The organism is Virgibacillus aidingensis (assembly GCF_010994035.1).
Taxonomy (GTDB): domain Bacteria; phylum Bacillota; class Bacilli; order Bacillales; family Amphibacillaceae; genus Virgibacillus_N.
Genome location: NZ_WIXN01000021.1, coordinates 48851 through 71533, shown reverse-complemented (window position 1 = coordinate 71533; position 22683 = coordinate 48851). Strand labels below are relative to the sequence as shown.

25 protein-coding genes and 1 tRNA gene are annotated in these 22683 nt (G+C 37.5%); 20 read left to right on the top strand and 6 right to left on the bottom strand.

Going from position 1 to position 22683, the window contains the following annotated elements; genetic code table 11:
- Nucleotides 1-40 precede the first annotated feature (40 nt).
- A complete protein-coding gene (locus GHD25_RS15925) occupies nt 41-1879 on the top strand; it encodes a DUF6792 domain-containing protein (RefSeq protein ID WP_164218651.1) in 1839 nt (612 codons plus the stop codon).
- Between the two features lie 14 nt (nt 1880-1893).
- Nucleotides 1894-2226, top strand: coding sequence for a hypothetical protein (locus GHD25_RS15920; RefSeq protein WP_164218649.1), 333 nt, complete (start codon nt 1894-1896; stop codon nt 2224-2226).
- A 125-nt stretch (nt 2227-2351) separates the two neighbouring features.
- Here the strand turns inward: GHD25_RS15920 and GHD25_RS15915 are convergent, their stop codons facing one another.
- Both GHD25_RS15915 and GHD25_RS15910 read right to left on the bottom strand, forming a co-directional pair.
- Nucleotides 2352-3551 carry a spr1629 family repressor/antitoxin gene (locus tag GHD25_RS15915; protein ID WP_164218647.1) on the bottom strand — a complete coding sequence of 400 codons (1200 nt, stop codon included), beginning with the start codon at nt 3549-3551 and terminating at the stop codon, nt 2352-2354.
- A 23-nt stretch (nt 3552-3574) separates the two neighbouring features.
- Entirely contained in the window at nt 3575-4324 is a 750-nt protein-coding gene (locus GHD25_RS15910; RefSeq protein WP_164218645.1) for a spr1630 family ClpXP-sensitive toxin, read from the bottom strand.
- A gap of 278 nt (nt 4325-4602) precedes the next feature.
- On the opposite strand from GHD25_RS15910, the gene GHD25_RS15905 reads away from it, so the two are divergent.
- Nucleotides 4603-5430, top strand: coding sequence for a hypothetical protein (locus GHD25_RS15905; protein ID WP_164218643.1), 828 nt, complete (start codon nt 4603-4605; stop codon nt 5428-5430).
- Nucleotides 5431-5699: 269 nt separating this feature from the next.
- Here GHD25_RS15905 and GHD25_RS15900 read toward each other — a convergent pair whose 3' ends face one another.
- From GHD25_RS15900 to GHD25_RS15885, 4 genes are all read right to left on the bottom strand, one after another.
- Entirely contained in the window at nt 5700-6626 is a 927-nt protein-coding gene (locus GHD25_RS15900) for an NADP-dependent oxidoreductase (RefSeq protein ID WP_164218641.1), read from the bottom strand.
- A gap of 199 nt (nt 6627-6825) precedes the next feature.
- Nucleotides 6826-7239, bottom strand: coding sequence for a GlcG/HbpS family heme-binding protein (locus GHD25_RS15895; protein WP_164218639.1), 414 nt, complete (start codon nt 7237-7239; stop codon nt 6826-6828).
- A 95-nt stretch (nt 7240-7334) separates the two neighbouring features.
- On the bottom strand, nt 7335-8585 hold the full coding sequence (fdhA, locus tag GHD25_RS15890) for a formaldehyde dehydrogenase, glutathione-independent (RefSeq protein ID WP_205601375.1): 1251 nt from the start codon (nt 8583-8585) through the stop codon (nt 7335-7337).
- Between the two features lie 411 nt (nt 8586-8996).
- Nucleotides 8997-9914 (bottom strand): LysR family transcriptional regulator, encoded by a 918-nt coding sequence (locus GHD25_RS15885; RefSeq protein ID WP_164218635.1) that lies wholly within the window; start codon nt 9912-9914, stop codon nt 8997-8999.
- Nucleotides 9915-10253: 339 nt separating this feature from the next.
- Here GHD25_RS15885 and GHD25_RS15880 point away from each other — a divergent pair, with 339 nt between their 5' ends.
- The 17 genes from GHD25_RS15880 (at nt 10254) to GHD25_RS15840 (ending at nt 22616) form a co-directional block, all read left to right on the top strand.
- Nucleotides 10254-10712: an ArsR/SmtB family transcription factor gene (locus GHD25_RS15880; protein WP_164218633.1), complete on the top strand. Its 459-nt coding sequence runs from the start codon at nt 10254-10256 to the stop codon at nt 10710-10712.
- Complete coding sequence (locus tag GHD25_RS15875; protein ID WP_164218631.1) at nt 10709-11974, top strand: MFS transporter; 1266 nt, start codon at nt 10709-10711, stop codon at nt 11972-11974. The genes GHD25_RS15880 and GHD25_RS15875 overlap by 4 nt, the downstream gene beginning before the upstream one ends.
- Nucleotides 11975-12681: 707 nt before the next feature.
- Nucleotides 12682-13506, top strand: a complete 825-nt coding sequence (locus GHD25_RS15870; protein WP_164218629.1) for an aKG-HExxH-type peptide beta-hydroxylase — start codon at nt 12682-12684, stop codon at nt 13504-13506.
- Between the two features lie 116 nt (nt 13507-13622).
- Entirely contained in the window at nt 13623-14888 is a 1266-nt protein-coding gene (locus GHD25_RS15865; protein ID WP_164218627.1) for an MFS transporter, read from the top strand.
- A gap of 131 nt (nt 14889-15019) precedes the next feature.
- Nucleotides 15020-15092, top strand: a tRNA-Lys gene (locus GHD25_RS15860).
- Nucleotides 15093-15834: 742 nt separating this feature from the next.
- Nucleotides 15835-15963 (top strand): hypothetical protein, encoded by a 129-nt coding sequence (locus GHD25_RS20250; RefSeq protein ID WP_276207844.1) that lies wholly within the window; start codon nt 15835-15837, stop codon nt 15961-15963.
- Nucleotides 15964-16014: 51 nt separating this feature from the next.
- Nucleotides 16015-16143 (top strand): hypothetical protein, encoded by a 129-nt coding sequence (locus GHD25_RS20245; RefSeq protein WP_276207844.1) that lies wholly within the window; start codon nt 16015-16017, stop codon nt 16141-16143.
- A gap of 51 nt (nt 16144-16194) precedes the next feature.
- On the top strand, nt 16195-16323 hold the full coding sequence (locus GHD25_RS20240; RefSeq protein WP_276207844.1) for a hypothetical protein: 129 nt from the start codon (nt 16195-16197) through the stop codon (nt 16321-16323).
- 51 nt (nt 16324-16374) lie between these two features.
- Entirely contained in the window at nt 16375-16503 is a 129-nt protein-coding gene (locus GHD25_RS20235; RefSeq protein ID WP_276207844.1) for a hypothetical protein, read from the top strand.
- A 44-nt stretch (nt 16504-16547) separates the two neighbouring features.
- On the top strand, nt 16548-16676 hold the full coding sequence (locus tag GHD25_RS20230; protein WP_276207843.1) for a hypothetical protein: 129 nt from the start codon (nt 16548-16550) through the stop codon (nt 16674-16676).
- Nucleotides 16677-16729: 53 nt separating this feature from the next.
- Complete coding sequence (locus GHD25_RS20225; RefSeq protein ID WP_276207843.1) at nt 16730-16858, top strand: hypothetical protein; 129 nt, start codon at nt 16730-16732, stop codon at nt 16856-16858.
- A gap of 53 nt (nt 16859-16911) precedes the next feature.
- A complete protein-coding gene (locus GHD25_RS20220) occupies nt 16912-17040 on the top strand; it encodes a hypothetical protein (RefSeq protein WP_276207843.1) in 129 nt (42 codons plus the stop codon).
- A gap of 105 nt (nt 17041-17145) precedes the next feature.
- A complete protein-coding gene (locus tag GHD25_RS15855) occupies nt 17146-20004 on the top strand; it encodes a thiopeptide-type bacteriocin biosynthesis protein (protein ID WP_164218625.1) in 2859 nt (952 codons plus the stop codon).
- A gap of 2 nt (nt 20005-20006) precedes the next feature.
- Nucleotides 20007-21005 (top strand): hypothetical protein, encoded by a 999-nt coding sequence (locus GHD25_RS15850; RefSeq protein WP_164218623.1) that lies wholly within the window; start codon nt 20007-20009, stop codon nt 21003-21005.
- Nucleotides 21006-21295: 290 nt separating this feature from the next.
- Nucleotides 21296-21427 (top strand): hypothetical protein, encoded by a 132-nt coding sequence (locus GHD25_RS20215; protein WP_276207842.1) that lies wholly within the window; start codon nt 21296-21298, stop codon nt 21425-21427.
- A 77-nt stretch (nt 21428-21504) separates the two neighbouring features.
- Nucleotides 21505-22014: a hypothetical protein gene (locus GHD25_RS15845; RefSeq protein ID WP_164218621.1), complete on the top strand. Its 510-nt coding sequence runs from the start codon at nt 21505-21507 to the stop codon at nt 22012-22014.
- Nucleotides 22011-22616 carry a Crp/Fnr family transcriptional regulator gene (locus GHD25_RS15840; protein WP_164218619.1) on the top strand — a complete coding sequence of 202 codons (606 nt, stop codon included), beginning with the start codon at nt 22011-22013 and terminating at the stop codon, nt 22614-22616. Before GHD25_RS15845 ends, GHD25_RS15840 begins: the two co-directional genes overlap by 4 nt.
- Nucleotides 22617-22683: the final 67 nt, after the last annotated feature.

Genomic DNA, 22683 nt, shown 5'->3' with positions numbered 1-22683 from the left:
TGAAGAGGTATTAGATACTAAACTACTACGAAACCGAATTATGGAACTAGAGTATGATGAAATAACGAAAGATCGTGTAAAGGAAATATTTATTGAAGAGACTGGGAAAGAACCACCCTCTACAATAAATATTTATAAGTCTGCTGATATTATTGATGAATCAGAAGCAAATGGATTTAAGGGTACTATAATACATTTTTATGATGAAATAGGTATCAATCAAACGTATACCATAACTAGAGGAAGCGAATTGACAGAGGATAATTCTTGGCGCTCTGAAGATTGGCTATATAATATAATGGGGATTTTTGTAGGGCGAAACAGTAACCAGTATATTGCAGCGATAAATTTTGATGAGAAGGTTACTGAATTAATATTAAACAAAAAAGAAGTATCGTATAATATTGATTTAAAGAAATTTGGACTTGGCCACTCGCTTGGAGGCAATTTGAACACTTTAATCCAATTGACCACTGAGCGTTATGACTCAACTTATACTACAAATCCAGCACCTCCTACATTCTATCAATTATACTCAATAGACGATGATTTTGCTGAAGAACTGAATGAAAAATTTAGCATTAACCCATTCGATTTAACAGCAATATACGATATAGATCCCAAATCCCTAAAAGAATTCACCGAAGATTACTACAAAGATAGCGGTAAAAACATCCACCACACCATCACAGAACAAGACTTTCTTCATGCCGTTGCCAGCAATGTCCGGGGATTTATCAATGTGGGTGAAACGACCAAAATAGACGCCTTCCCCAACAAAGAAGTAGAAAGCATTAATAAATTAATCGCAGCACTTCCGGATGAAGTAGTAAGAGATATACAGGTTTACTTGGCTAAAAATTACTCAGGAGCATATAATGAGGGAGGTTTTGACGGCTTCATTCAAGAGCTGACAGGAATTGACGGAGCTTTCATTGATGACTTAATTGAGTATGAAGGCTGGGATTATGTGCAAAACCTGCCGGGACTTGTATCGGATTTCTCAGCCATGGCCAGGGATATCAGGGATAAGCTGCCGCAGGTCATTAATTATGTGCAAATGCTCTACACACAGCTGCCGGGCATTTTGGATACATTGCATGATTTGAACTATATAACTATAGAGGAGAAGAATTTGATAACAACAGAACTGGAAGGTTTGGAGCAGGATTTGCTATCTATTTTCGACACAGCTGACGCTTTTCTTTCTTTGCCAACAGCCGTTCAGATATTTCAAATCAGAAGTGTTATTACAGATATAAAAGGAGATTTTAGCAGTTCTAGAAGCAGAATAGATGTAATCCTTGGTGAAACAAGTGAATTACAAAGCATTTTCAACAGTGCAGTTGATGCACATGGACTTGGATCGGTAATCGGGGCACTTGGTATAATGGAAAACAAGAGATATACTGCAGGCGGTGATCTTATTTTTTCAGCAATAGTAGACGGGGAAGAGATCGACGTCAATGTCTCCTCTGCCACACGTATTTATACAAAAGGCATGTCCCTGATAGAGGAGAAGCAGACCTTGCTAAATCAGCTGAAACAGCATTATGAAATGGAATACCTGCAGGATTTCGAGCTTAGGAAGAAGAATTTAATGGAGCAAATCGATGACATGGAATCCAGACCATATGCTTACCAGCATCTCCTTGGAAATTTCACCTACGATACAAAGCAATTTTATCACCTTAGAAAAATTTACGTCCATGATTACATAGAGCCACTCCCCAATAACGGATTCCGTGCCCCATTTGAAAATATGTTTACATATATGGAAAGTGATATTGAAAAAACAACAGCAACCCTTACTGCTATTAGAAATACCATTGAGCAGTTGTTTGAAGAAGAAAAAGAAATCGCCAATACTATATTTTAGTGGGAGGAATGTAAATGGAAACCGGGCAGCAGACTTTGCTATATCACTTTGACACAGAAGTTGACCTGACCTATAAAGCAGATGCATTTACTTCCAGACTGGAAAAGTTGGATAATATGGCAATGAACCTTAACCAAGTAGTGAAGAGTGAATTTCAGAACAGCGAAGGAAAAATAATTAAAGAAGCCATCAAAGCTATGGAAAAACAAACCGAAGAAAACCGGCAGTACTACAACGCGTCCAACACCACCATGAAAAATATGTCTGCCCGCTACACCGACATTGTCAATGATATGAACAGGCAAAAGCTGACACTATATTATGATATTATCGAAATGGAAAGTTGAGAGCGGAATAAAACATGGCCTAATAAGCAAAGCTCAGCAGGTGTATTGATGGTATTACATTAGATGGTTATTAATAACAAATAAAATAAGGTAGAACCCATCTTATTAAGGTTCTACCCTATTCGTTAATTAGAAATACCAGATGAAAGTTCTTTAACATCCGCTAACCCAAAATCCTGGTCGTCATGCATATAACTATAGAAAAACTCCGTATCAATACCTGTTAATCGGTGGAAAAATGGAATTTCTACCATCCAATCTCTTTCTACCATCTCTCGTATATCAATCATTCCCTTTTTAGAAACTAAGTCAATAATTGATTTAATTTTTTCCGGCTTTTGGATCGATAAAGATTCATCGAGTGGTTCTCTTTTTAGATATCCTTTCCGATGAAGCGCCGCATAAAAGTTACGGTGTTTTTTTGCATCTAAGATCCCCAAATTAGCTGCCCTGTAGCCCAAAACCTGCAGGGAAGTTTTCCATTTCTTTTTTAAATCTATATATGCATCGGGATTTGTGACACGTGCAATGCTCTTCATATCTTCCAAAAATGATTTTTCCGGTAATAGAAAGGCTCCGGCAAACAGGTTGGCTTCCTTTTCAATAGCCTTGTGCTCTTTGCGATCGAGATGAGTGAATTCCACTTTATAGTGCAGTAACAAATGACCAAGTTCATGTGCAATATCAAAGTTTCTGCGTACAGCCGAACGTTTTAAATTACCTAGTATAATGAACGGTCTATCTTGTTTCGTCCATAAGCTATAAGCATCAATTTCTTCCCCAATTGGTTTTTCAAAAATGAACACGCCACTTTTTTCTACTAAAAACATTAAATTGTCATTTGTATCATGTCGGAAACCCAGTTTTCTTCGTGCAAGTTCAGCTGCCTTATTGATTTGTACTTCTCTATCTTCCATTGAAGTATTTAAGTAGTTAATTACCTCGTTTCTTAATTGAATAATTTTTTGTGATGGAAAAGTTAAATTAGCCGTCAGATAGTTAATAAAACTATCTAAGTATTCGACGTGCTTGGCTTCTGCTTGTGTTTTGGAGATCACATTCATTACCTTGGAACGGTAAGCAATATTCATAATTGGAATGTTTTCCGGTTCAAAATAACGTCCTAAAATGTCCTTTTTATAAAAAAACTTACTTTTTACATTAAAGATAGATTTTAAATCATTAACTCCTTGCATTTTGGGAGATGTATAATTATTTTCATATTGCCAGACAGCTTGTTCTGTTACATTTAATTTTTCAGAGAGCTCTTTTCGTGAATATCCATGCATGATACGAAGGTTAGTTAAATTTTTACCAATAAACATAACGCTTCTCCTTATCTAAATGTCTAATTACTTTCTTTATCCTTATTCTCTAAGATACCTATATCATATGCTGCAGGATCAATTATACCACTGTCTTGTTCCGGTGCAATAACTTCACGTTCTTCATCGGTTAACTCCGAACCGGAAATATATTTTGAGAGGTCCTCAATTCTATATGCGATATTATTCTCCGGGTTAGGTAAATAATGCATTATTTCAGAAATTTGGTATGCCTCATCAATTTGATAGGTGAGAATATGGAATTCATTATACGTATTTTGAACTTGCTCAAGTTCATCTTTTATTTGTTTTTCCGCAACAAAGAAGGATAGTTGCTCCCCTTGTTCACTTGCATGCAGGGGTTGTTGAACAGATGAAAATTCAATGCCTTGATTTATTTTAGAAAGTTCGTGGAGATATGTTCTAAGATGCCCTTTGCTGTTCTGTTGATTAGGTAACAAAGCATGTGAGAAGCAATTTTCATTAAAGTAAGCTGCATTCTTAATAAGGAAAAGTTTCTTCGTATCACCGTGAATGAATTGCAAGTAATCCCAGGTCAGGCCTGCTTTTGCAAACTTATACGATAAGTTAAGGCCAGGGCTGATTTCAGCAATTTTACTCTCTATAAAGTTTCCTTTCGTCCATGCAAAAGCAGAGCTGATAGCCATTTTTTCGTTTCGATCCTTACGATGATCGATATAGTCTCGATACCCTTCCACAATAGCATTAACAATCGTTTCACTGTCTTGTGGGGCAAATTTAAAATGTTCCATGCAAGTCGCTCCTTTAAATTTTCTTAATACCATTTTACATCAATCGGAGTAGAAAACATATGATATTTTTTATTTTTTTTGAAGTTTTGATGATAATTTAATGTATTTTTTATAGTTAGTTTAAATATAACTATCAAGATTTAACTATTAATTAACATTAGATAGCATTTTTAAGTCAGCCAAGTTCTCATGTATAATAAGACCTGCAAGCACATGTAAATGATTATTCTGTTAAAGGATTTGCAATGGATATCGATGCTTAGAAAGAAATGGTTTCTATGAACAGGATAAATACATTCATGCTTGAAAGAAATCATTTTTCTATACAAATAAGCTACCGGAAAGGACACGTAAATTTGAAGCCGATAAATTTAACACCAATTACAAAAAAAGTGGAAGTACATTTCACGCACAATGTGGTTCAATTATCATCCAAAAGAAAGCGGGAGATTGAGGCGTTTTGGGAGGAAGTAAACCGGGATGGCTCCTTTCACCGCGGGGAGGCTTTTCATGTGGATGCTGTAACGGAAGATGAAGATGCGTTCCGGTTCCTGTTAAAGCAGACGGATTATGCGCATTATTTACATACGGTCAGAAACCATATGAAAGATGAAGAAGGATGCAGGATTGTTTTCGGGGCTGGCTTGGCAGAAACACAGGATGCCGTATTTGTGTTTGGTGAAATGGCTGACCACACGGCATATCCGGGAAGACTGCAGTGTGCAGGTGGAGGCTTAAGCCGGGAGGATTTAAATGGCAATTATTTTGATATGGAGCGGAGTGTACTGCGGGAAATGCAGGAAGAGCTGGGAGTGGCGCCTCATCATGTAGAAAGGTGTACACCCGTGTATGTAAAAAGTGGTGGCACCTATGATTTCTTTTCCATCTTGTTTCATGTAAAACTGAACATCCTGCAAAGCGAGTTAAAGGAAATTTATAAGAAATTTGCCGAAACATTGGTTAGTAAAGGGGAACAGCCGGAATTTAAGGATGTAATTTTTTTAGAAAACAATAAAAAGGCAATCCATAACTTTATTGAAAATGACCTTAGACCATTTGAAGATAATTTAAAGCCATTTTTACAAAAAATGGCAGAATGTACATAAACAGACTAAGCATAGAGCAATTGCGGATGAATGATAGCCGTCTGGAACTTACCGGAGTTACTGGGCACGGTGAAGCGGCATCACTTAATAAATCATACAAAACAGACCCGGGTGACCTGAGGCCTGTTTAACATTATTGCTGATATTTCTTTTTCGTGCAGTTGTCCGATTGTTCCAAGGCTTCATTACCATGTAAATTGATGCCTTGCTCTTTATCTCTTTTTTAAAAAAATTGCCGCCATCAATTTATCATTATCTCCCATCGCTGTTTATTCAGCTTTTAGCACAATTTTTCCAGCTGCATGTCCGGACACACTTAATTGATAAGCCTGCTGTACGCCCTCCTGGGTAAGCGGGAAAACTTCATCAATAACCACTTTCAGGTCGCCGCGTTCTACTTGATTTGCGAATTTATTTAATTGGTCTGTATTTATTTGATAAACCAATCGGTCCACCGTAATATTTCTTTCTACAGCTTTATCTTCTGAAATAGGAGCTGCGGGTGTTAATGCCCGGCCGCCTTCAACGACGACAGGCAGAGTTTCCGTACCCCGGCCGACTGTATCAATTAACATATCAGCTTTATTGGCATAAACTTTTGCAGCATCTTCCTTCTTATAATTAACAACTTCATCTGCCCCAAGGGATTGAAGCAGTTCTTCATTTCTGCTCGTTGTCGCAATGACATGTGCTCCATTCTGTTTGGCAAACTGCACGGTGTACGTTCCTACACCACCGGAACCCCCCTGTGCAAATACGGTTTCTCCCTCTTGTACCTGGTAGGATTCTTTATTCACCAGCTGATATGCAGTAAGTGCTGCGATACCCAGGGCTGCAATCTCTTCAAAAGAAACTTTTTCCGGCTTTTTCAGCACATATTTTTGGGGAATCGCTGCATATTCGGCCAGTCCGCCGCCGCGATTGACCTTATATGAAGTAAATACTTCATCACCCACGGAAAAATCCGTAACATTTTCTCCTGTTTCAGCAACCACACCAGAGATGTCCGTCCCTAAGATCATGGGTGACTCCAGCTTAAACCCCATCCGTCCTTCTCGTATCGCACTGTCTACCGGGTTAATGGCAACCGCCCGGACTTCAATCAATATAACATCTGCATTTACTTCTGGTTTATCTGCTTCTATTTCTTTAAAGTCTTCTATATTGCCGGATTCGTTGACAACAATGGCTTTCATTACATGCACCCTTTCTGCTTTAGATCTATGTTGACACATACCAATGTATAAAATAAAGCTTTTTGCACTTTCCGCTGCATTTGCCAGCAGCAACTTTAATATTAGCGATTACAGCGTAGGCAAGAATGGTGTTGGGGTAAGTCAAAATAATCGGAGTGTTTGCCCCTTTCAAGCGGGACAAACACTCCGACCGCTCACCCTATTTTATTTTCTCGAAAACATCAACCGCTGCCTGTGCAACTTGAATGTCATCCTCAACAGCACTTCCACTCGCGCCGACAGCGCCAATTACTTTATCATTTTCAACTAAGGGGATGCCTCCGCCAAAGAGAACTAACCGCCCATTATTCGTTGTGTTCAGCCCATATAGTTCAGCGTGCGGAACAGTTGCTTCCGCTAAATTTGATGTCGGCATTTTTAATGCAACCGAAGTCCATGCTTTATTTTGTGCGATGTCAATGCTCGCTAACCATGCATCATCCATACGATGTACAGCGATCAGATTTCCGCCTTCATCCACAACTGATATAACCATCTGTATTCCAAGTTCTGCTGCTTTTTTCTCGGCACCTTCAATAAGCTGTTTTGCCAATTCAAGATTCATTATGGTCATGTGTTGTATTCCTCCTTTACTTTTCAGTTACTCTATTTCATTCAAAGAATTTTGATAAAAGTTTGGGGTGCCCCCTCTGCTATATATGCATTTAACTACCGCAGAGCCCCGTGCGGATCAATGACAAACTTCTTGGCCACACCGCCGTCAAACTCCTTATATCCTGCCGGCGCTTCGTCAAGTGAGATTACCGTTGCATTAACTGCTTTGGCAATCTGTGCTCTATCACTTAAAATAGCGTTCATCAGGTCCCTGTGATATCTCATTACTGGTGTCTGCCCGGTTACAAATGTATGTGCCTTGGCAAAACCTAAACCAAATCGGATTTTTAAAGACCCCTCCTGTGCATCCTTATCTTTGGCACCGGGATCCCCTGTTACATAAAGTCCTGGAATGCCTAATCGTCCGCCGGCACGGGTAGCGTCCATGATGGAGTTTAACACGGTAGCCGGGGCTTCTTCGGCATCCTTTCCGTGACCACTTGCCTCAAAACCAACTGCATCAATGGCACAATCCACTTCCGGAGTTCCTAAAATTTGTTCCAATTGTTCTGACAGATTACTATGTTCTCTTAAATTTACTGTCTCACAACCAAAGCTCCTTGCCTGGGCCAGCCGTTCTTCAATTAAATCTCCAACGATGACTACAGAAGCCCCCAATAGTTGCGCTGAGTGGGCTGCTGCCAATCCAACCGGACCTGCGCCTGCTACATACACAGTTGAGCCTGTTTTCACACCCGCACTTATGGCACCGTGATATCCTGTCGGGAAAATATCAGATAGCATGGTTAAATCCAATATTTTTTCCATGGCCTGATCCTTATCCGGAAACTTCAATAGTTGAAAATCTGCATAAGGCACCATGACATATTCGGATTGGCCGCCAACCCATCCGCCCATATCCACATATCCATAAGCAGATCCGGGTCGATCGGGATTCACATTCTCACAAATGTGTGTATCCTGCTGCCTGCAATTTCTGCAGCGGCCGCAAGCAATGTTAAATGGAACCGAAACAAGATCCCCTTTTTTAATAAATTCTACATCCCGCCCCGTTTCAATAACTTCACCTGTAATTTCATGACCAAGAACAAGTCCTGATGGAGCAGTCGTTCTGCCGCGGACCATGTGTTGGTCACTTCCGCATATGTTCGTAGTAATTACTTTTAAGATAACGCCATGTTCACATTTCCTGCCGACGTTCAAAGGATTAACTCCGGGTCCGTCTCTTAAAATAAGCTCCGGATAACCGATGTCGTCCACATCTACTACCCCAGGTTCCCTATAGACTACAGCCTTATTAGCAGCCAAAAATATTCCTCCCGTCTTTTTGTTTGAAAATTGTATAATAATGTGAATCTATCCCTAGTATAAAATCTGCCTGTCATCACGTAAAATAGCTAATAGTGATATTCTTCCATCTGTAAAACTGATATCGTTACGTTTAGCGTAATGATGGCTTTAAATAATCAAAAAAAAAAAGAGGGTGGGACATATCTAAAGTAATTTATTCTAAACACGAACAATAATCTAATTTAGCGGAGGAAATATACGTAGACTCCTGCGGGAAGCAGGAGATCGGTGAGACCCCACAGGGCTTCAGCCCGAGGAGACTCACCACTCCCCCGCGGAAAGCGAAGTATATTTCCGGAGCGGGTTATAGGGGCTAATTATTATTGTTCGGATTTTACCTTGATAAAAGTACTTTTGTCCCAGCCCCTTTCAATTTTTTTATGATGGAAGGTACAATATGGCAGCTTAAACGGAATATTCCTTAATAGCTGAAGCATCTACATTTGGATTGACGAACGGCCGGGGAGTTTCATTTTCTAATGTATGGATGGTATCGATAAACTTCTGCATCGTATTAGTTAAGTAAGTATCGGCCTGTCTGATAAAAACAGTTGATATCTCACTATATTTTTTGGGCACCGGGTAACAGAGAACATCTCCGGCCAGCTTTAAATAGCGGACAGTGGACTTCGGTACAAGACTGATTCCAAGTCCGGCTATCACACTTTCCAATATCGTTTCCAGTGTTCCGAACTCCATCACTTTCGCATTCATGATTCCACTGTCATGTAACCAGCTTTCCAGTCGTGCACGATAACTGCATCCTCTGCTGAAAACAAGCATTGGTCTATTTTTCAGACTGTCATAACTAACTTTTTTGTTATCTGCAATTAAAACAAGCTTATCCTTAAACACCTCAATCTGCTCAATATCAGGATGCTTTCCGAATCCTGTCACAAAAGCGCCGTCTAATTTGTGATTTAAAATATCATGTATTAAATCATTGGTTACACCCGTTTTCAGTGTCAGCTCTACATTAGGGTAATTTTTATGAAAGCTGGATAAAATCATTGGGAGCTTTGGAACGGTCTCCACGGTTCCAATCTCCAGAGTACCTGAGGGATTGCTGGATTCCTGAAATTCCTTATTCATTTCTTCTATCGCAAATAAAATTTTCTCTGAATGGACTAAAAGTCTTTTACCTTCTGAATTTACCGTTGTTCCCCTGCTGTGGCGATCAAATAATTGTGTTTTTAAACTTAATTCCAATGACTTAATTCGGGCAGTAATATGTGACTGCACGTAATTTAGTTCATCTGCAGCTTTACTGATACTTCCATTACGGGCAACGCTTTGAAAAATGATCAGGTCTTTAATCTCCATCCTTTTCCCTCCTTGTGTACTCTACAGAACAGTATTAGCAGTGACGGCCATTATTTAAATTAACGCTGTAAATGTTTTACCTTTCATTTTATAGCACTACATAATATTAGACAAGTTATAATAATCAGACCCTTCCAGCCTCTGCCATATTGAAAATTGACTATATTACATGCTGATATGGCTCTAATTCAAAACCACTTAAAATCATTAAGTTTTATAAAAAGTAAAAAATAGTTAAAAAACCATTGACATTTACAATGTTAAATTGTATAGTTAATTTAATTCAATTTGTAAATCCAAATCAATTTGTAAGTATAAAATAACAAAGAGGTGACTATAATGGAAATTAATTGGGAGCAGCAAAAAGCCATCTCCAACCCATTACGTTCAAGGATCATCGCGTTACTTTACGAAAAGCCAATGACGCCTAAACAAACTGCTGATTTGTTGGGGAAAAACCCCGGGACGGTTTACTATCATATTCAACAGCTTGTTAAACACGCTATTCTGAAGGTTGACAGTGTAAACACAGAGAAAGGAATTATAGAAAAGTATTACAGATCCAAAGCCATTTCCTTTAGAAACCCGGAGCAGGAGTCACCGGCGGGACAGGTGGACGGCGGATCAACAAAGATTTATCTGTCCGAAAAACTTGTCAATCAGTTAAGTAAAGATTTGGAAGATCTTTTCTATAAATATGGACACTTATCTTATAAAGAAAAGGATAATGAAGCACAATTTCCGTATTCGGTAGAATTTCTAATTGGAAAACAAAATGAGAAGGAGGAAGAAAAATGAAGAAAAAACTAAAGCCATTTATGAAGGAAAGAAACTTTTTAATTTTAATGTCAGGTGTTTTTATCAATGGAATCGGTAATGGTATTTATTCTGTGGCAGGAATGCTGCTTGTGTTAAATTTAAGTGGAAGCGTTCTCTATTCCGGATTTGCGTTCTTTGCCATATCGTTAGCTGGAACATTATCTTTCTTAATTGCGCCCCTCGCGAATTATGCCAAATATAAAAATGGATTGGTTTACAGCAATCTGATCAAATCGATTATTTTGTTTACAATCCCGTTATTGCACTACACGGTCGGATTAGGTGTTTGGTATGTCATCAGTTTGCTGTTTATCACCGCTTTATTTACCCAATATACGTACCCGATTGAATCCACCATTCTGCCGGTTATTGTAGGAGAAGAAAATGTGATTGAAGCTAACTCCTATTTGCAAACCGTTCGTGAAGCAATGGATATTGTATTTATTGCAGCAGCAGGTATTATCATCACCCTTATTGGGACGATTCCCGCTCTTACCATTACTGCAGTCTGTATATTACTAGTAGCGATTTCTTACGCATGCTTCAATTTTGACCAGCCTGATGTGAATAAGGATAAATCGGAGTCTGTCAAGGGAGCTTCCCATGTTTATTTTCTGGACCTGAAAGCAGGTTTTCGGTACATCAAAGGATCACTGATTCCTAAAATGATATTTTCCATCATCTTTATTAACGTTGCCATGGTGATCATGACCACAAATTTACCTGCATTCTCTCTTATCAAAGGGAATGGGGTCGAGGCGGCATATGGCTTTTACCTGGCTTCCATTTCAGTAGGTGTAATGATTGGAACGATGATCACGCCAAGAATAAAGCAAATAGACTTTGGCAAATTAATTATCATTGCGTTCTTTGGCACAGGTGTGATGTGGATGGGTACTGCCATGCTGCCATTAATCCCGTCCATTATATTATTCAGTATCGGTGCCATCTCGATTGGGATCTTGAATCTGCTCGTGTTTTCCTCCATACAGAAACAGGTGGAAACAGCGTTTATAGGCAGGGTAGTCACCTTGTTAACAAGTGCAGCAGCCATGGGAATGCCTCTGGGCGCTTTAATTGGCGGCTTTTTAGGTGAAGCATTTACACCGGTCCTCGCAGTTATAATCTGCAGTGTGTCCATGATGATCTTCAGCATGTATTGGTTAAGCAGTGCGGTGCTGCGCAAGTTGCCTGATATTGAAAATGTGAACCTGTTTAACAAACAAAAAGCGGAGGCGTAGTGAAAAGGAGGCCATGAGCTGGAATTTGATTATAGAGATATAAATTTAAATATAGCAAAAAGCTTAAAAAGGGCTCCGATTACTGATTTTACATCGAGGCCTTTTTTTGTGTGCCAAGTATTCACCCATTCTATAGCGTTTACCACCCCTCCCGCTTCTTTTTACTGTACGTTTAATTGGGATGGAAATAATGATTAAAAACAAAATTTTGTTTAATGTATTTTAGAATACAACGTAAAAAATGAAAAGATTATATCCTTAAGACAATCAATCAAAAGAATCAGGAAGGAGTTGGTAATCATGAAGAAAACCAACAGCAATATTGATTCATTTTTTAACGTAAATAAGATGGATCCATTTATCGGAATCAAACCAATCGGTAACAAAGAAAATGAACAACAGTAATAGTTAGCTTAACAGCTCAGTTAGTACAATGATGCTAAGAGGCTGGACAGAACACTGAGTAAGCATAGAAAAGACGAACAATCCACCATATTAGCTCCGGAAATATACGTAGACTCCTGCGGGAGCAAAGGCATCGGTAAGACCCCACAGTGCGTTAGCACGAGGAGGCTTACCAGCCGCCCGCGGAAAGCGTAGTATATTTCCGGAGCGGGTTTTAAGCGCAGAGTATAAGGATGTTCGGGTTTCTGTTTACTAAAATTGTTTTGTCCCAACCCCAATTCTATTTAAAGGAGAAGATTCCAATGGAAATGACGAAAGTAAAATTTAATTTGTCTGTTCTTAACAAAGAAAATATAGAAGCTAATATAGATGAATTTTTAGCACATTTTTATGAAAACAGGATTTTAGACCCCGAGGTTAAACGAGAAAATTATCTGGCCGCATTAAACAAACTTCAAAATAACGCTATACCAACTTCAAAAGAATATATAACTATAGAGGAAAATTCCAATCATGATATTTTACATTACTTATCAAACGAAAAAACCGCTGATTTATACTCTCATAAAGATAATTTGGAAATTAAAGAGAAAATCAATAAGGCATTGGATTTACTAAAGCATTTAAATCCAAATCTGTATACATTAATTTATAAATTGGTCGGGACTATAATTTTTTCCAAATCCGGCGATTTTTCCAGCGCTACAACACCAACACATTTAGGAATTATATTCTTAAACCCCAATGAATCCTGGGAAATTGTTGATTACGCCGAATCTATATACCATGAATTTATTCATCTCAGTATTTTTTTGGAAGATATGATTCACAATCTCTTTAACTCCAATGAAGTACAAGTTAAGTCGGTTATTCGGGGTGTTCACAGACCATTGGATAAATCATTTCATGCTGCCATTGTCTCCATTGGCATTATGCATTTGTACTATATGACGGGTGATGTTAAAAAGCAATTCCAATATATGGGTGAATTAAACGACGCTGTAAATGAATTAACTCAAGTGGACACATATTTAGATAATAAGGGAAAAGAGCTATTGGAGAACATGAAGCTATTTTCTAATACTAAAGATTTCGAAGGCATTAATCATTGTCTTGGAAACGAATGACTCAGGCGCAGCCGGAATAGTTTAAAATATTTCCGATTATTAAAAACTGCAGATCAATCTGGTGTTACTTGGATCTTTAAAATTTCTAATCCAAAAACAAAAGGAGGAGGAAAAAAATGAGGAAAAAATTAAAACCATTTATGAAAGAGAGGAACTTTTTAATCCTGATGACAGGTGTTTTTATTAACGCAATTGGAAGTGGAATTTATTTAGTTGCCGGCATGCTGCTGGTTTTACATTTAAGTGGAAGCGTACTTTATTCCGGATTTGCGTTTTTCGCCATATCACTGGCTGGTACCTTGTCTTTTCTAGTTGCGCCACTTGCGAACTATGCCAAATATAAAAATGGTCTGGTTTACAGCAACCTTATAAAAGCGGGTATTTTATTTACGATCCCATTATTAAATTACACGATCGGACTGCATGTTTGGTATGTTATTGGTTTATTATTCATTGTTGCTTTATTTACGCAGTATACGTACCCCATCGAATCAACTATACTGCCAATCATTGTAGGAGAAGAGAATGTAATTGAAGCAAACTCCTATTTACAAACAATCCGCGAAGCGATGGATATCGTATTTATTGCAGGGGCAGGTATTATCATTACATTTATTGGTACGATTCCGGCTATTTCCATTACTGCGGTCTGTATATTATTAGTAACTGTTTCCTATGCATTTTTTAACTTCAAACAGCCTGAGGTGAACAAAGAAAAATCGGAGTCTGTCCGCTCCGCCTCACATGTTTACTTTCTGGACCTTAAGGCAGGTCTAAACTATGTTAAGAGTTCATTAATTCCTAAAATGATTCTTTCTATCGTCTTTATCAACATTGCCATGGTGATCATGACCACCAATTTGCCTGCATTTGCGCTTATGAAAGGGAATGGCGTTGAAGCTGCATACGGCTTTTATCTTGCGGCCATGTCGGTGGGAACCATGATCGGAACGATTTTATCTCCAAGACTGAAACAAATAAATTTTGGAAAATTAATTATCACAGCATTTTTCGGAACTGGTGTTATGTGGATGGGCACAGCCACTTTGCCGCTTATCCCGTCCATCATATTATTTAGTATAGGGGCCATCTCAATCGGGATATTGAATCTGCTTGTATTTTCATCCATACAGAAACAGGTGGAAACCGTATATATCGGCAGGGTAGTCACTTTGTTAACGAGTGCGGCAGCTTTAGGTATGCCCTTGGGTTCTCTGATCGGCGGTTTTCTGGGAGAAACATTTACACCGGTGCTTGCAGTTATGATCTGCAGTATAGCGATGGTGGTCTTCAGTGTTTATTGGTTAAGCAGTTCTGTTTTACGCAAATTGCCCGGAATCGATCATGTAAACCTGTTTAATAAGCGCAGGGCGGAAGCGTAATAGAAAGATCTATATAATAATAACCGGGATTGTATCTGATAATAGCTGTTTCATTAAATTAAACAAAATAATCGGTAAGTTCCAGAAAATAAAACTTGTAAAACTATAATTTTTTTGTTAGTATAATTAGTAACCCGTTGGTCAAGCGGCTTAAGACGTCGCCCTTTTCAGGCGAAGACATAGGTTCAAATCCTATACGGGTTATAACCGGAATAATGTAAAAAGGGTTCCGATCATTGATTTGAGATGATCGGAACCCTTTTTTTGTTTGTGAAAAAAAATAAAATTTCAGCTGAGAAGCGGATCCGGTTACCTTGAATTGTTGGTTAAAAGAAAAGACAACGTATTTATCGAGAGAGGAAAGACTGCAGACTTTTTTGTACGCCCTGCTGCAATGCCCGGTGGTCAGCCGGCTTTTTTTACCTCTGTACATAAGTCAACATCAGCTCCGTAATGGAAGACCGACTAAACACGGACTTTGCGGCCAACGTCAGTATACCCCTTATAAAGGAAGTTGTTTTCCTTTATCTCTACCTTCTTCCGAGAGAAATGGTCAGTTAAAGGTCCAGCTTTGCGCAGCAGCGCTGATTTACCTGGCATGAAAAATCCAGCTCCCGACCTCCTCCTCCACTATAATAAGTCAAGATTCAATCCCACTAAAAATCGGCTATTGTATCCTGCTCATTTCTGCTCCTATAAAAAAACATGTTTTTTTCATATCAATTTGGTTTGCTCGGCTTGTCCGTTGCTGAACAGATGATGCTCCTTTGCTCCATGCCGGGTTTCCACCTATTCCATTGCGTTCAATTTAGCGGTTTCCTCTGTGCTTTGATAACTTTCAAATCAAAATTTTCGTTTAATGTATTTTAAAATACATCACGGAAAACAAAAACAATATATTCTTAAAATAACAAAACTAAAGAGAGCAGGAAGGGAGGTATACCTCATGGAAGAAATCGTTACATCAAATGATGTCCAGGTGGACCTGGAAGATTACAATGTGGAATCATCTACAGCTATGCAGGAGATGGAAGCATCCGGAGTAATGTCAATCATCGTTATCACTCGGCCGTAAACGCCGTATAAGTTTATATCCATTCAAAGAATTAGAAAGGAGGCAAATCTCATGGAAGAAATCGTAACATCAAATGATGTCCAGGTGGATCTGGAAGATTACAATGTAGAATCATCTACTGCTATGCAGGAGATGGAAGCATCCGGAGTAATGTCAATTATCGTTATCACTCGGCCGTAAACGCCGTACAAATTTATATCAATTCAAAGAATTAGAAAGGAGGCAAATCTCATGGAAGAAATCGTAACATCAAATGATGTCCAGGTGGATCTGGAAGATTACAATGTAGAATCATCTACTGCTATGCAGGAGATGGAAGCATCCGGAGTAATGTCAATCATCGTTATCACTCGGCCGTAAACGCCGTATAAGTTTATATCCATTCAAAGAATTAGAAAGGAGGCAAATCTCATGGAAGAAATCGTTACATCAAATGATGTCCAGGTGGACCTGGAAGATTACAATGTAGAATCATCTACAGCTATGCAAGAGATGGAAGCATCCGGAGTAATGTCAATCATCGTTATCACTCGGCCGTAAATGCTTATATCCAAACCTAAAAAATTAAAAAGGAGGCATTTTTCATGAAAAAAGTAGTTACATCCAATGACGTTAAGGTAGACCTGGAGGATTACAATGTAGAATCATCTACTGCCATGCAGGAGATGGAAGCATCTGGAGTAGCATCCATCATTATTATTACAAAGCCGTAAAGCTGCAAAGCAAGTTTATATTCTGACTAAAAAATTAAAAAGGAGGCATTTTCATGAAAAAAGTAGTTACATCCAATGACGTTAAGGTAGACCTGGAGGATTACAATGTAGAATCATCTACTGCCATGCAGGAGATGGAAGCATCCGGAGTAGCATCCATCATTATTATTACAAAGCCGTAAAGCTGTAAAGCAAGTTTATATTCTGACTAAAAAATTAAAAAGGAGGCATTTTCATGAAAAAAGTTGTCACATCAAATGATGTCAAGGTAGATCTTGAAGATTACAATGTAGAGTCCTCTACTGCTATGCAAGAGATGGAAGCATCTGGAGTAGCATCCATCATTATTATCACAAAGCCTTAACGAATGTTTCTATTAATATTTGCAGCAGTCCATGATACATGCTGGTTTTAAACACAAATGTCTGAAACCAGCATGTATCAATAACAAATGTGAGGAGGAGGAAAGATGATTAAACGTAAAACTGCCATTGAATTCGAAGTAGTTAAGCGGTTATTTACTGAAGATGAAGAACCTTATTTAAATGAAATTATCCGCGATCCAAAATTTCAGGAAAGAATATTACTTAATAGTAAATCCTTGTATAATAAATTAAAAAAAATCATAGACAATGGTAAAAAAATTGATAAGAAAACGAAAAAGGCACTGGTAAAGTATTTATTAAGGATGGCAGCAAGGCCCCAACCCAGCCGTCTAAATTCAGGTATTACGTTAAATCAGGCTGATAATGAAAAAAAACAAATAAAAAAAGTGGAAATCTCTTTGGAATGGGAACAAGAACTTATTAAAAAAGTAGAAAACTCCATATTGAAATCCTCATCCGATGTGAAATTAGTGATAAATCCGAGATTGTATAAAAAAGACCAACAATATGTGTTAGAGAAATATATGTCTAATAATACATCCTATATTTACTTTGAAGATACCAAATTTTTGAATATGCTGTTTGAAATTTTAAGAAAGCCTGTTTCTGTAAACGAAATTCTAAAAAAGTTTGGCGAGCATCAAGATCAGCAATTAATTTTGGGGGTTATACAGAAGCTAATTACAGCAGATATCATAAAAACTGAGCTATCAAGCCCTTCCATTAACCGGGATTCTGATGCTTTTATGGAGAGGTTAAAACGAATTTTCAGCGGCAGCCGGGAATTCGTATCGGCTCTGGAAGACATACAGCATGCTTTGGAAATGTACAGAAATGCAGACATTGGAGAAGGCATTGATTTGTATAAAGATTTAATTCATAAAATGTCCTCACTGTGCAAGAGTTCATCCTATCTCATTGTTGATTTATATATATATGATGCGATGGATGAGGAACAAAATGTGATAGATCAGGTTAATGCCGATGATTCATTGGAAATCATGAATTATTTCGATAAGCTTCATACATTTGACTGGGATAGATATTATAATTCTTTTGCCGGAAAGTATGGGTCTTATACCAGAGTGCCTTTACTGCAAATGATTGACGAAGATGAAGGTATTGGTCTTCCGCAGTCTTTGCAAAGAGATAAAAAGAGCAAGGAAATAGAACAATATATTTTAAATAGAATGATGCAAAGCAGCTCAGCAGATAATGAAGGAGTTCTTACACTGACTTCAACTGACTATAAAAATATGAGAGATATTTACGGGGAAGAGGGAGAACGCAGAATTCCCATTTCATATGATTGTAAAATGGTGCCATATAAAGAGCAGTTTATCTTACCCCCCAATGCTTTTTCACATCCCCGTAACTCGTTTACAGGCCGTTTTTCTTTGCCTGAAAGAGAAGAGAAATCAGTAAATCAATTTAAGTACGCTGAAATTAATTATGTTAGCAATTATTTTAAAGACGTTGGATTAACGCATAAAAGTGAGTCGGATATATTTATTGACTGCATGGGTCAAACTGAGCATTCAATGGATAGGGTCCCTTTAAATGAAATCGATATAATAGCACATGGCAGCCGGCTTCATATGATTCATAAGGATGAAGTTGTTTATCCGGTAGCTACGCATTTATTTAATTACAGGAATTTTAATGAGCACCCTGCTTTAATTTTTTTAAATGAATTTTATATGTATTGTTTTGAATATCCCAGTAACTTTCCTGCCGAGAAATTTTCATACTTGGAATTTATACCCCGGATAGAATACGAAGATTTTATTCTGTCACCGGCGAGAATAAATATAAAGTTTCCAAAGGAAAGTACGGAAGAAGAAAGAACCCATAAAATCAATGAACTGATCCAAAAATATAAGTTAGACAGATATAAATATATATATTTATTGGAAGGGGACAGGAGTTTGCCCATTCCAACGGACAATAATACAGCAATCAGCTTTCTTGAGACCTGCAAACGAAATGAAGGGCAAGCGTATACACTGACATTGATGGAAGCACCGGAGCTGGAAAATGTTGAAAATGAAGTGAGTGATTGGATTTACTCTTCGGGACATAAGGAATTTGAAGGTGAAAAACATGGATATAATCATGTGAAAAAAACCCTGGAGGTATCAAAGGACTTTTCAGATAAACTTGATCTAAACGTTAGTTCTTACCTTCTGTATTACAGGAATGGCAAAAGAGAAAAAGTCGAAAAAGCTATTTTAAATGTAAGCAGGGATTTATCTTTAGAAGATATGTTTTTAGTAAATTTTATTGATGAACGTAACAAAGAACATATTCGTTTGCGCTACAGAAAAGACAGCAAAAAAGATCTTGAGTTAGAAGAAAAGTTATCTTCTATGCTTGTTTCCGGGGACTTATATGACTTCAAAAAAACATTATTTTATCCCGAGATTAACAGGTATGGAGGCAAAGAAATTTATAAAACAGTATATAAATTATTTGCTGCGGAGACAAATTCAATGGAGACTTTTAAAGAACTTTATGCAGATTATAATGAGACCGGAAGAGCGTTATACCTCTCGAGTTATATGTTGCTTGGATTGCTGGGCAATGATCTTGATCTGCTTTACGATTATCTGGAAAAGATTGAAAAGGACTCCACATACGTTAAGCCATTTGCAAAACGCCGTAATGAGTATCGTGACATCGCATTACAGGCGCTGCAGGATTATAAGAGGGATTCCCATTTACCATTAACCCAATATAACCGTTTATCCAATAGGGTTTATCATTTAATGAAAAACCAGGAAAATTTAAGCAGGGATGAACTTTTTTATTTAGTTCGCAGCATTATTCACATGGCCATGAATAGACATTTTCCATTTAAAAGAGAGTTAGAAGAAGAAGTTAATCAGTTTATGCGATTCGTTTTTTCAAATATTAATTATAATCTAAGAAGGATGGGTTAATTATGACTAATTATAGTATTAAATGCTTTGCAGTGGAGCCTTCGGAAAAATTGAAAAATACAATAATAAAACTTGTTTCCGACTACAAATTTATGGTCGATAAGGGATGGGAAAATGGCTATCACCTTCACCTCAGAGGGGCGTTGGATGATGAGACTTTACCATTGGTGGTCAATGAGTTGGAGGAAGGCGTCTCCGATTCATTCATACATTATGATGAGAATGAATTTATACAAAGGTATAAATCAACAGCAAGGATATTGAGGAGATCCGATCCATTTAAACCAATTTATAAAGGCAAAGTGACAGTAAATGCTGAAGCGTCCATTTTTGAAAAAGATATAGAAGATGAGCTATTCCGGGAAACAAACCATATATTCGATTCCTATTATTGCAGCTCATATTTCAATGACAATTCATTATACCCAGTTATTGAAGAAATGATGAAATTTCATAAGATGCTGGAGCTATATGAATCACCTGAATCTACAGAGAAAAGTGCCTATAACTGTCACCTTTCCCATTATATTGCCTTTATCCATCGCTTAAATAAACAGGATAAAGAACGTATTGAAAAGCAATTTCAACTCAATTATGAGCGTGATTTGGAAGAGGGGTTATTTGACTTCGACCTATCACCAAGCCGTTTAACTGAGAATTTAATGAGTTTCTTTCATAAAATAAGACCACTTATAAAAGGTAAAGAGTTGAACTTTTATATGCCCTTTAAGCGCAAACATATTGATGAAAAAGTAAAACATGCCTCTAAAAGGCATAAAGTAACATTCTCTGAAGAAAACATGAATCGCTATTTTCTTTATGATGAGGTGTTAATCGCAAACAGATGGATTATGAATGCATTATATAAAAAACTGTTACTCTTGAGGTTAACCAATACAGATAGATTCTACATGAATTATGTCGTCTCCAGGTTAACTTATCCAACATATGCCTTAAATGATTATGCAGTGAAGTTCGGATCCACATTAAAAGGAGAATAGAGTAATATAAAAAGGGTGAGCGAATGGTTGCTGCAGATATCAGGAATGCCTGCAATCACGATAAGAAGACAATAAGTGGTGAGCCATTAATGTAGTTATTGGTTCGCCATTTCCATTTGTACAGGTAATTTTTTAAAGATGCATCTGCCTTTGGGCAATAGCAGATTCAGTTAAATTTTTAATTTAATTATGGTTTTATTTGCTTTTAATATCGCAAAATTTAACCTCTTCTATTTAACCATTGCCCGCGGATACAATTAAATTAACAACAAATCAAAGGAGAGGTTAAAATGAAAAGAGTTGCTTTAATTGTATTGCTTTGCGGATTGTGTTTTGGAGGAGGGGCTGTAACGGAAATGGCATCAGATGAATTACAGCCGGGACCATTTGATGAAAATCCTGCTGGTGAAGTGATTTTATGAGAAACTCAAATTATCAAATGATATTTAACCAGTTAACTGAGAATGCATCTAATAAATACCCAGTTTCCATTCCCTGTTTGATTCTTAAAGATATTGAACATGATTATGAAGGTCTGCAAAACAACTTTCATATAATTGATAAAGATGTTTTGGGTCAAATAATGTATGAGTTATTGAGGAGCACCGCTTCAGATGGCTGCATACCCATTATTATTTCACTTGGAGATAATACAATTAACCGAATGGAAAGTAGAGGGGTTTATGTTTTAGACAGTGTCAACAACCGATTTATTTACTTGTTCGGGGCAGAAGATCATAAAAACTTTTTTAATAAAATAGACAAAGCCAGAAGTGAGGCAAATATCAGCACTTCTTTAATTATCGGTTATTTACATGAATCGGGAAATCATAGGGTGGACCTTAATCATGCAGATACATTGAATCATTTACTTGATCTGCATGGAAACATCCACGGCGAATACACCCTGCTTGACTATACAGAAGAGATTAACTTTCCCTTACTAAATGAAAAATTCAAGCTTAGCTTACTTAGCTGGGTCATAAGAAATGCAGGGGTGAAGTTATGATTAGCGAGTATAGGGAAATGAAACTGTCAGACGGCCAAATAATTAATATAGAGACAGAGTATATTTATTATTTAAGTGAAGGGACTGCTCAGCTATGGGAATTACATAGCGATGGAGAAGAAATACTGATAAATGTATTGAAACCTGATGACGCTATACGATCGCCAAATGTAAATTTTGAAAGTGTTTACGAATTGAGGACGAACAGGAAAGACACACATTTTTTCATTTACAAATGGAGCCCGGTTAATAGTATAGAAGAAAAATACTTCTTATTGAACAAAGTAACAGCGACCTTAATGAGAGGAGAAACTTTAAATCTTATTAAACGGCAAAAGTTTGTGAGGGACAGATTAATATCCTTATTCAGCTTTTTAGTTCAGGAGTATGGTGAAAGTCATGGGAATAACAGTTTTATTATTAAAGAATTATTTACACATGAGCAGCTGGCCAGCCTGGTTCTTTCCACCCGCACTACTGTAACGAGGATTTTAAACGATCTGAAGAAAGAAAATATATTAACCTACCTTAACGGACATATCTGTTTAAACAAGAACGTTACTGAAGATATGGACGCTGCTCCAATACTTGAAGTAGTTTAAAGAATATTTGTCTAAGGTGAGTGAACTTAAGGATGAAAAGAATTAACAATAGGGGAGGCAAGGCCCG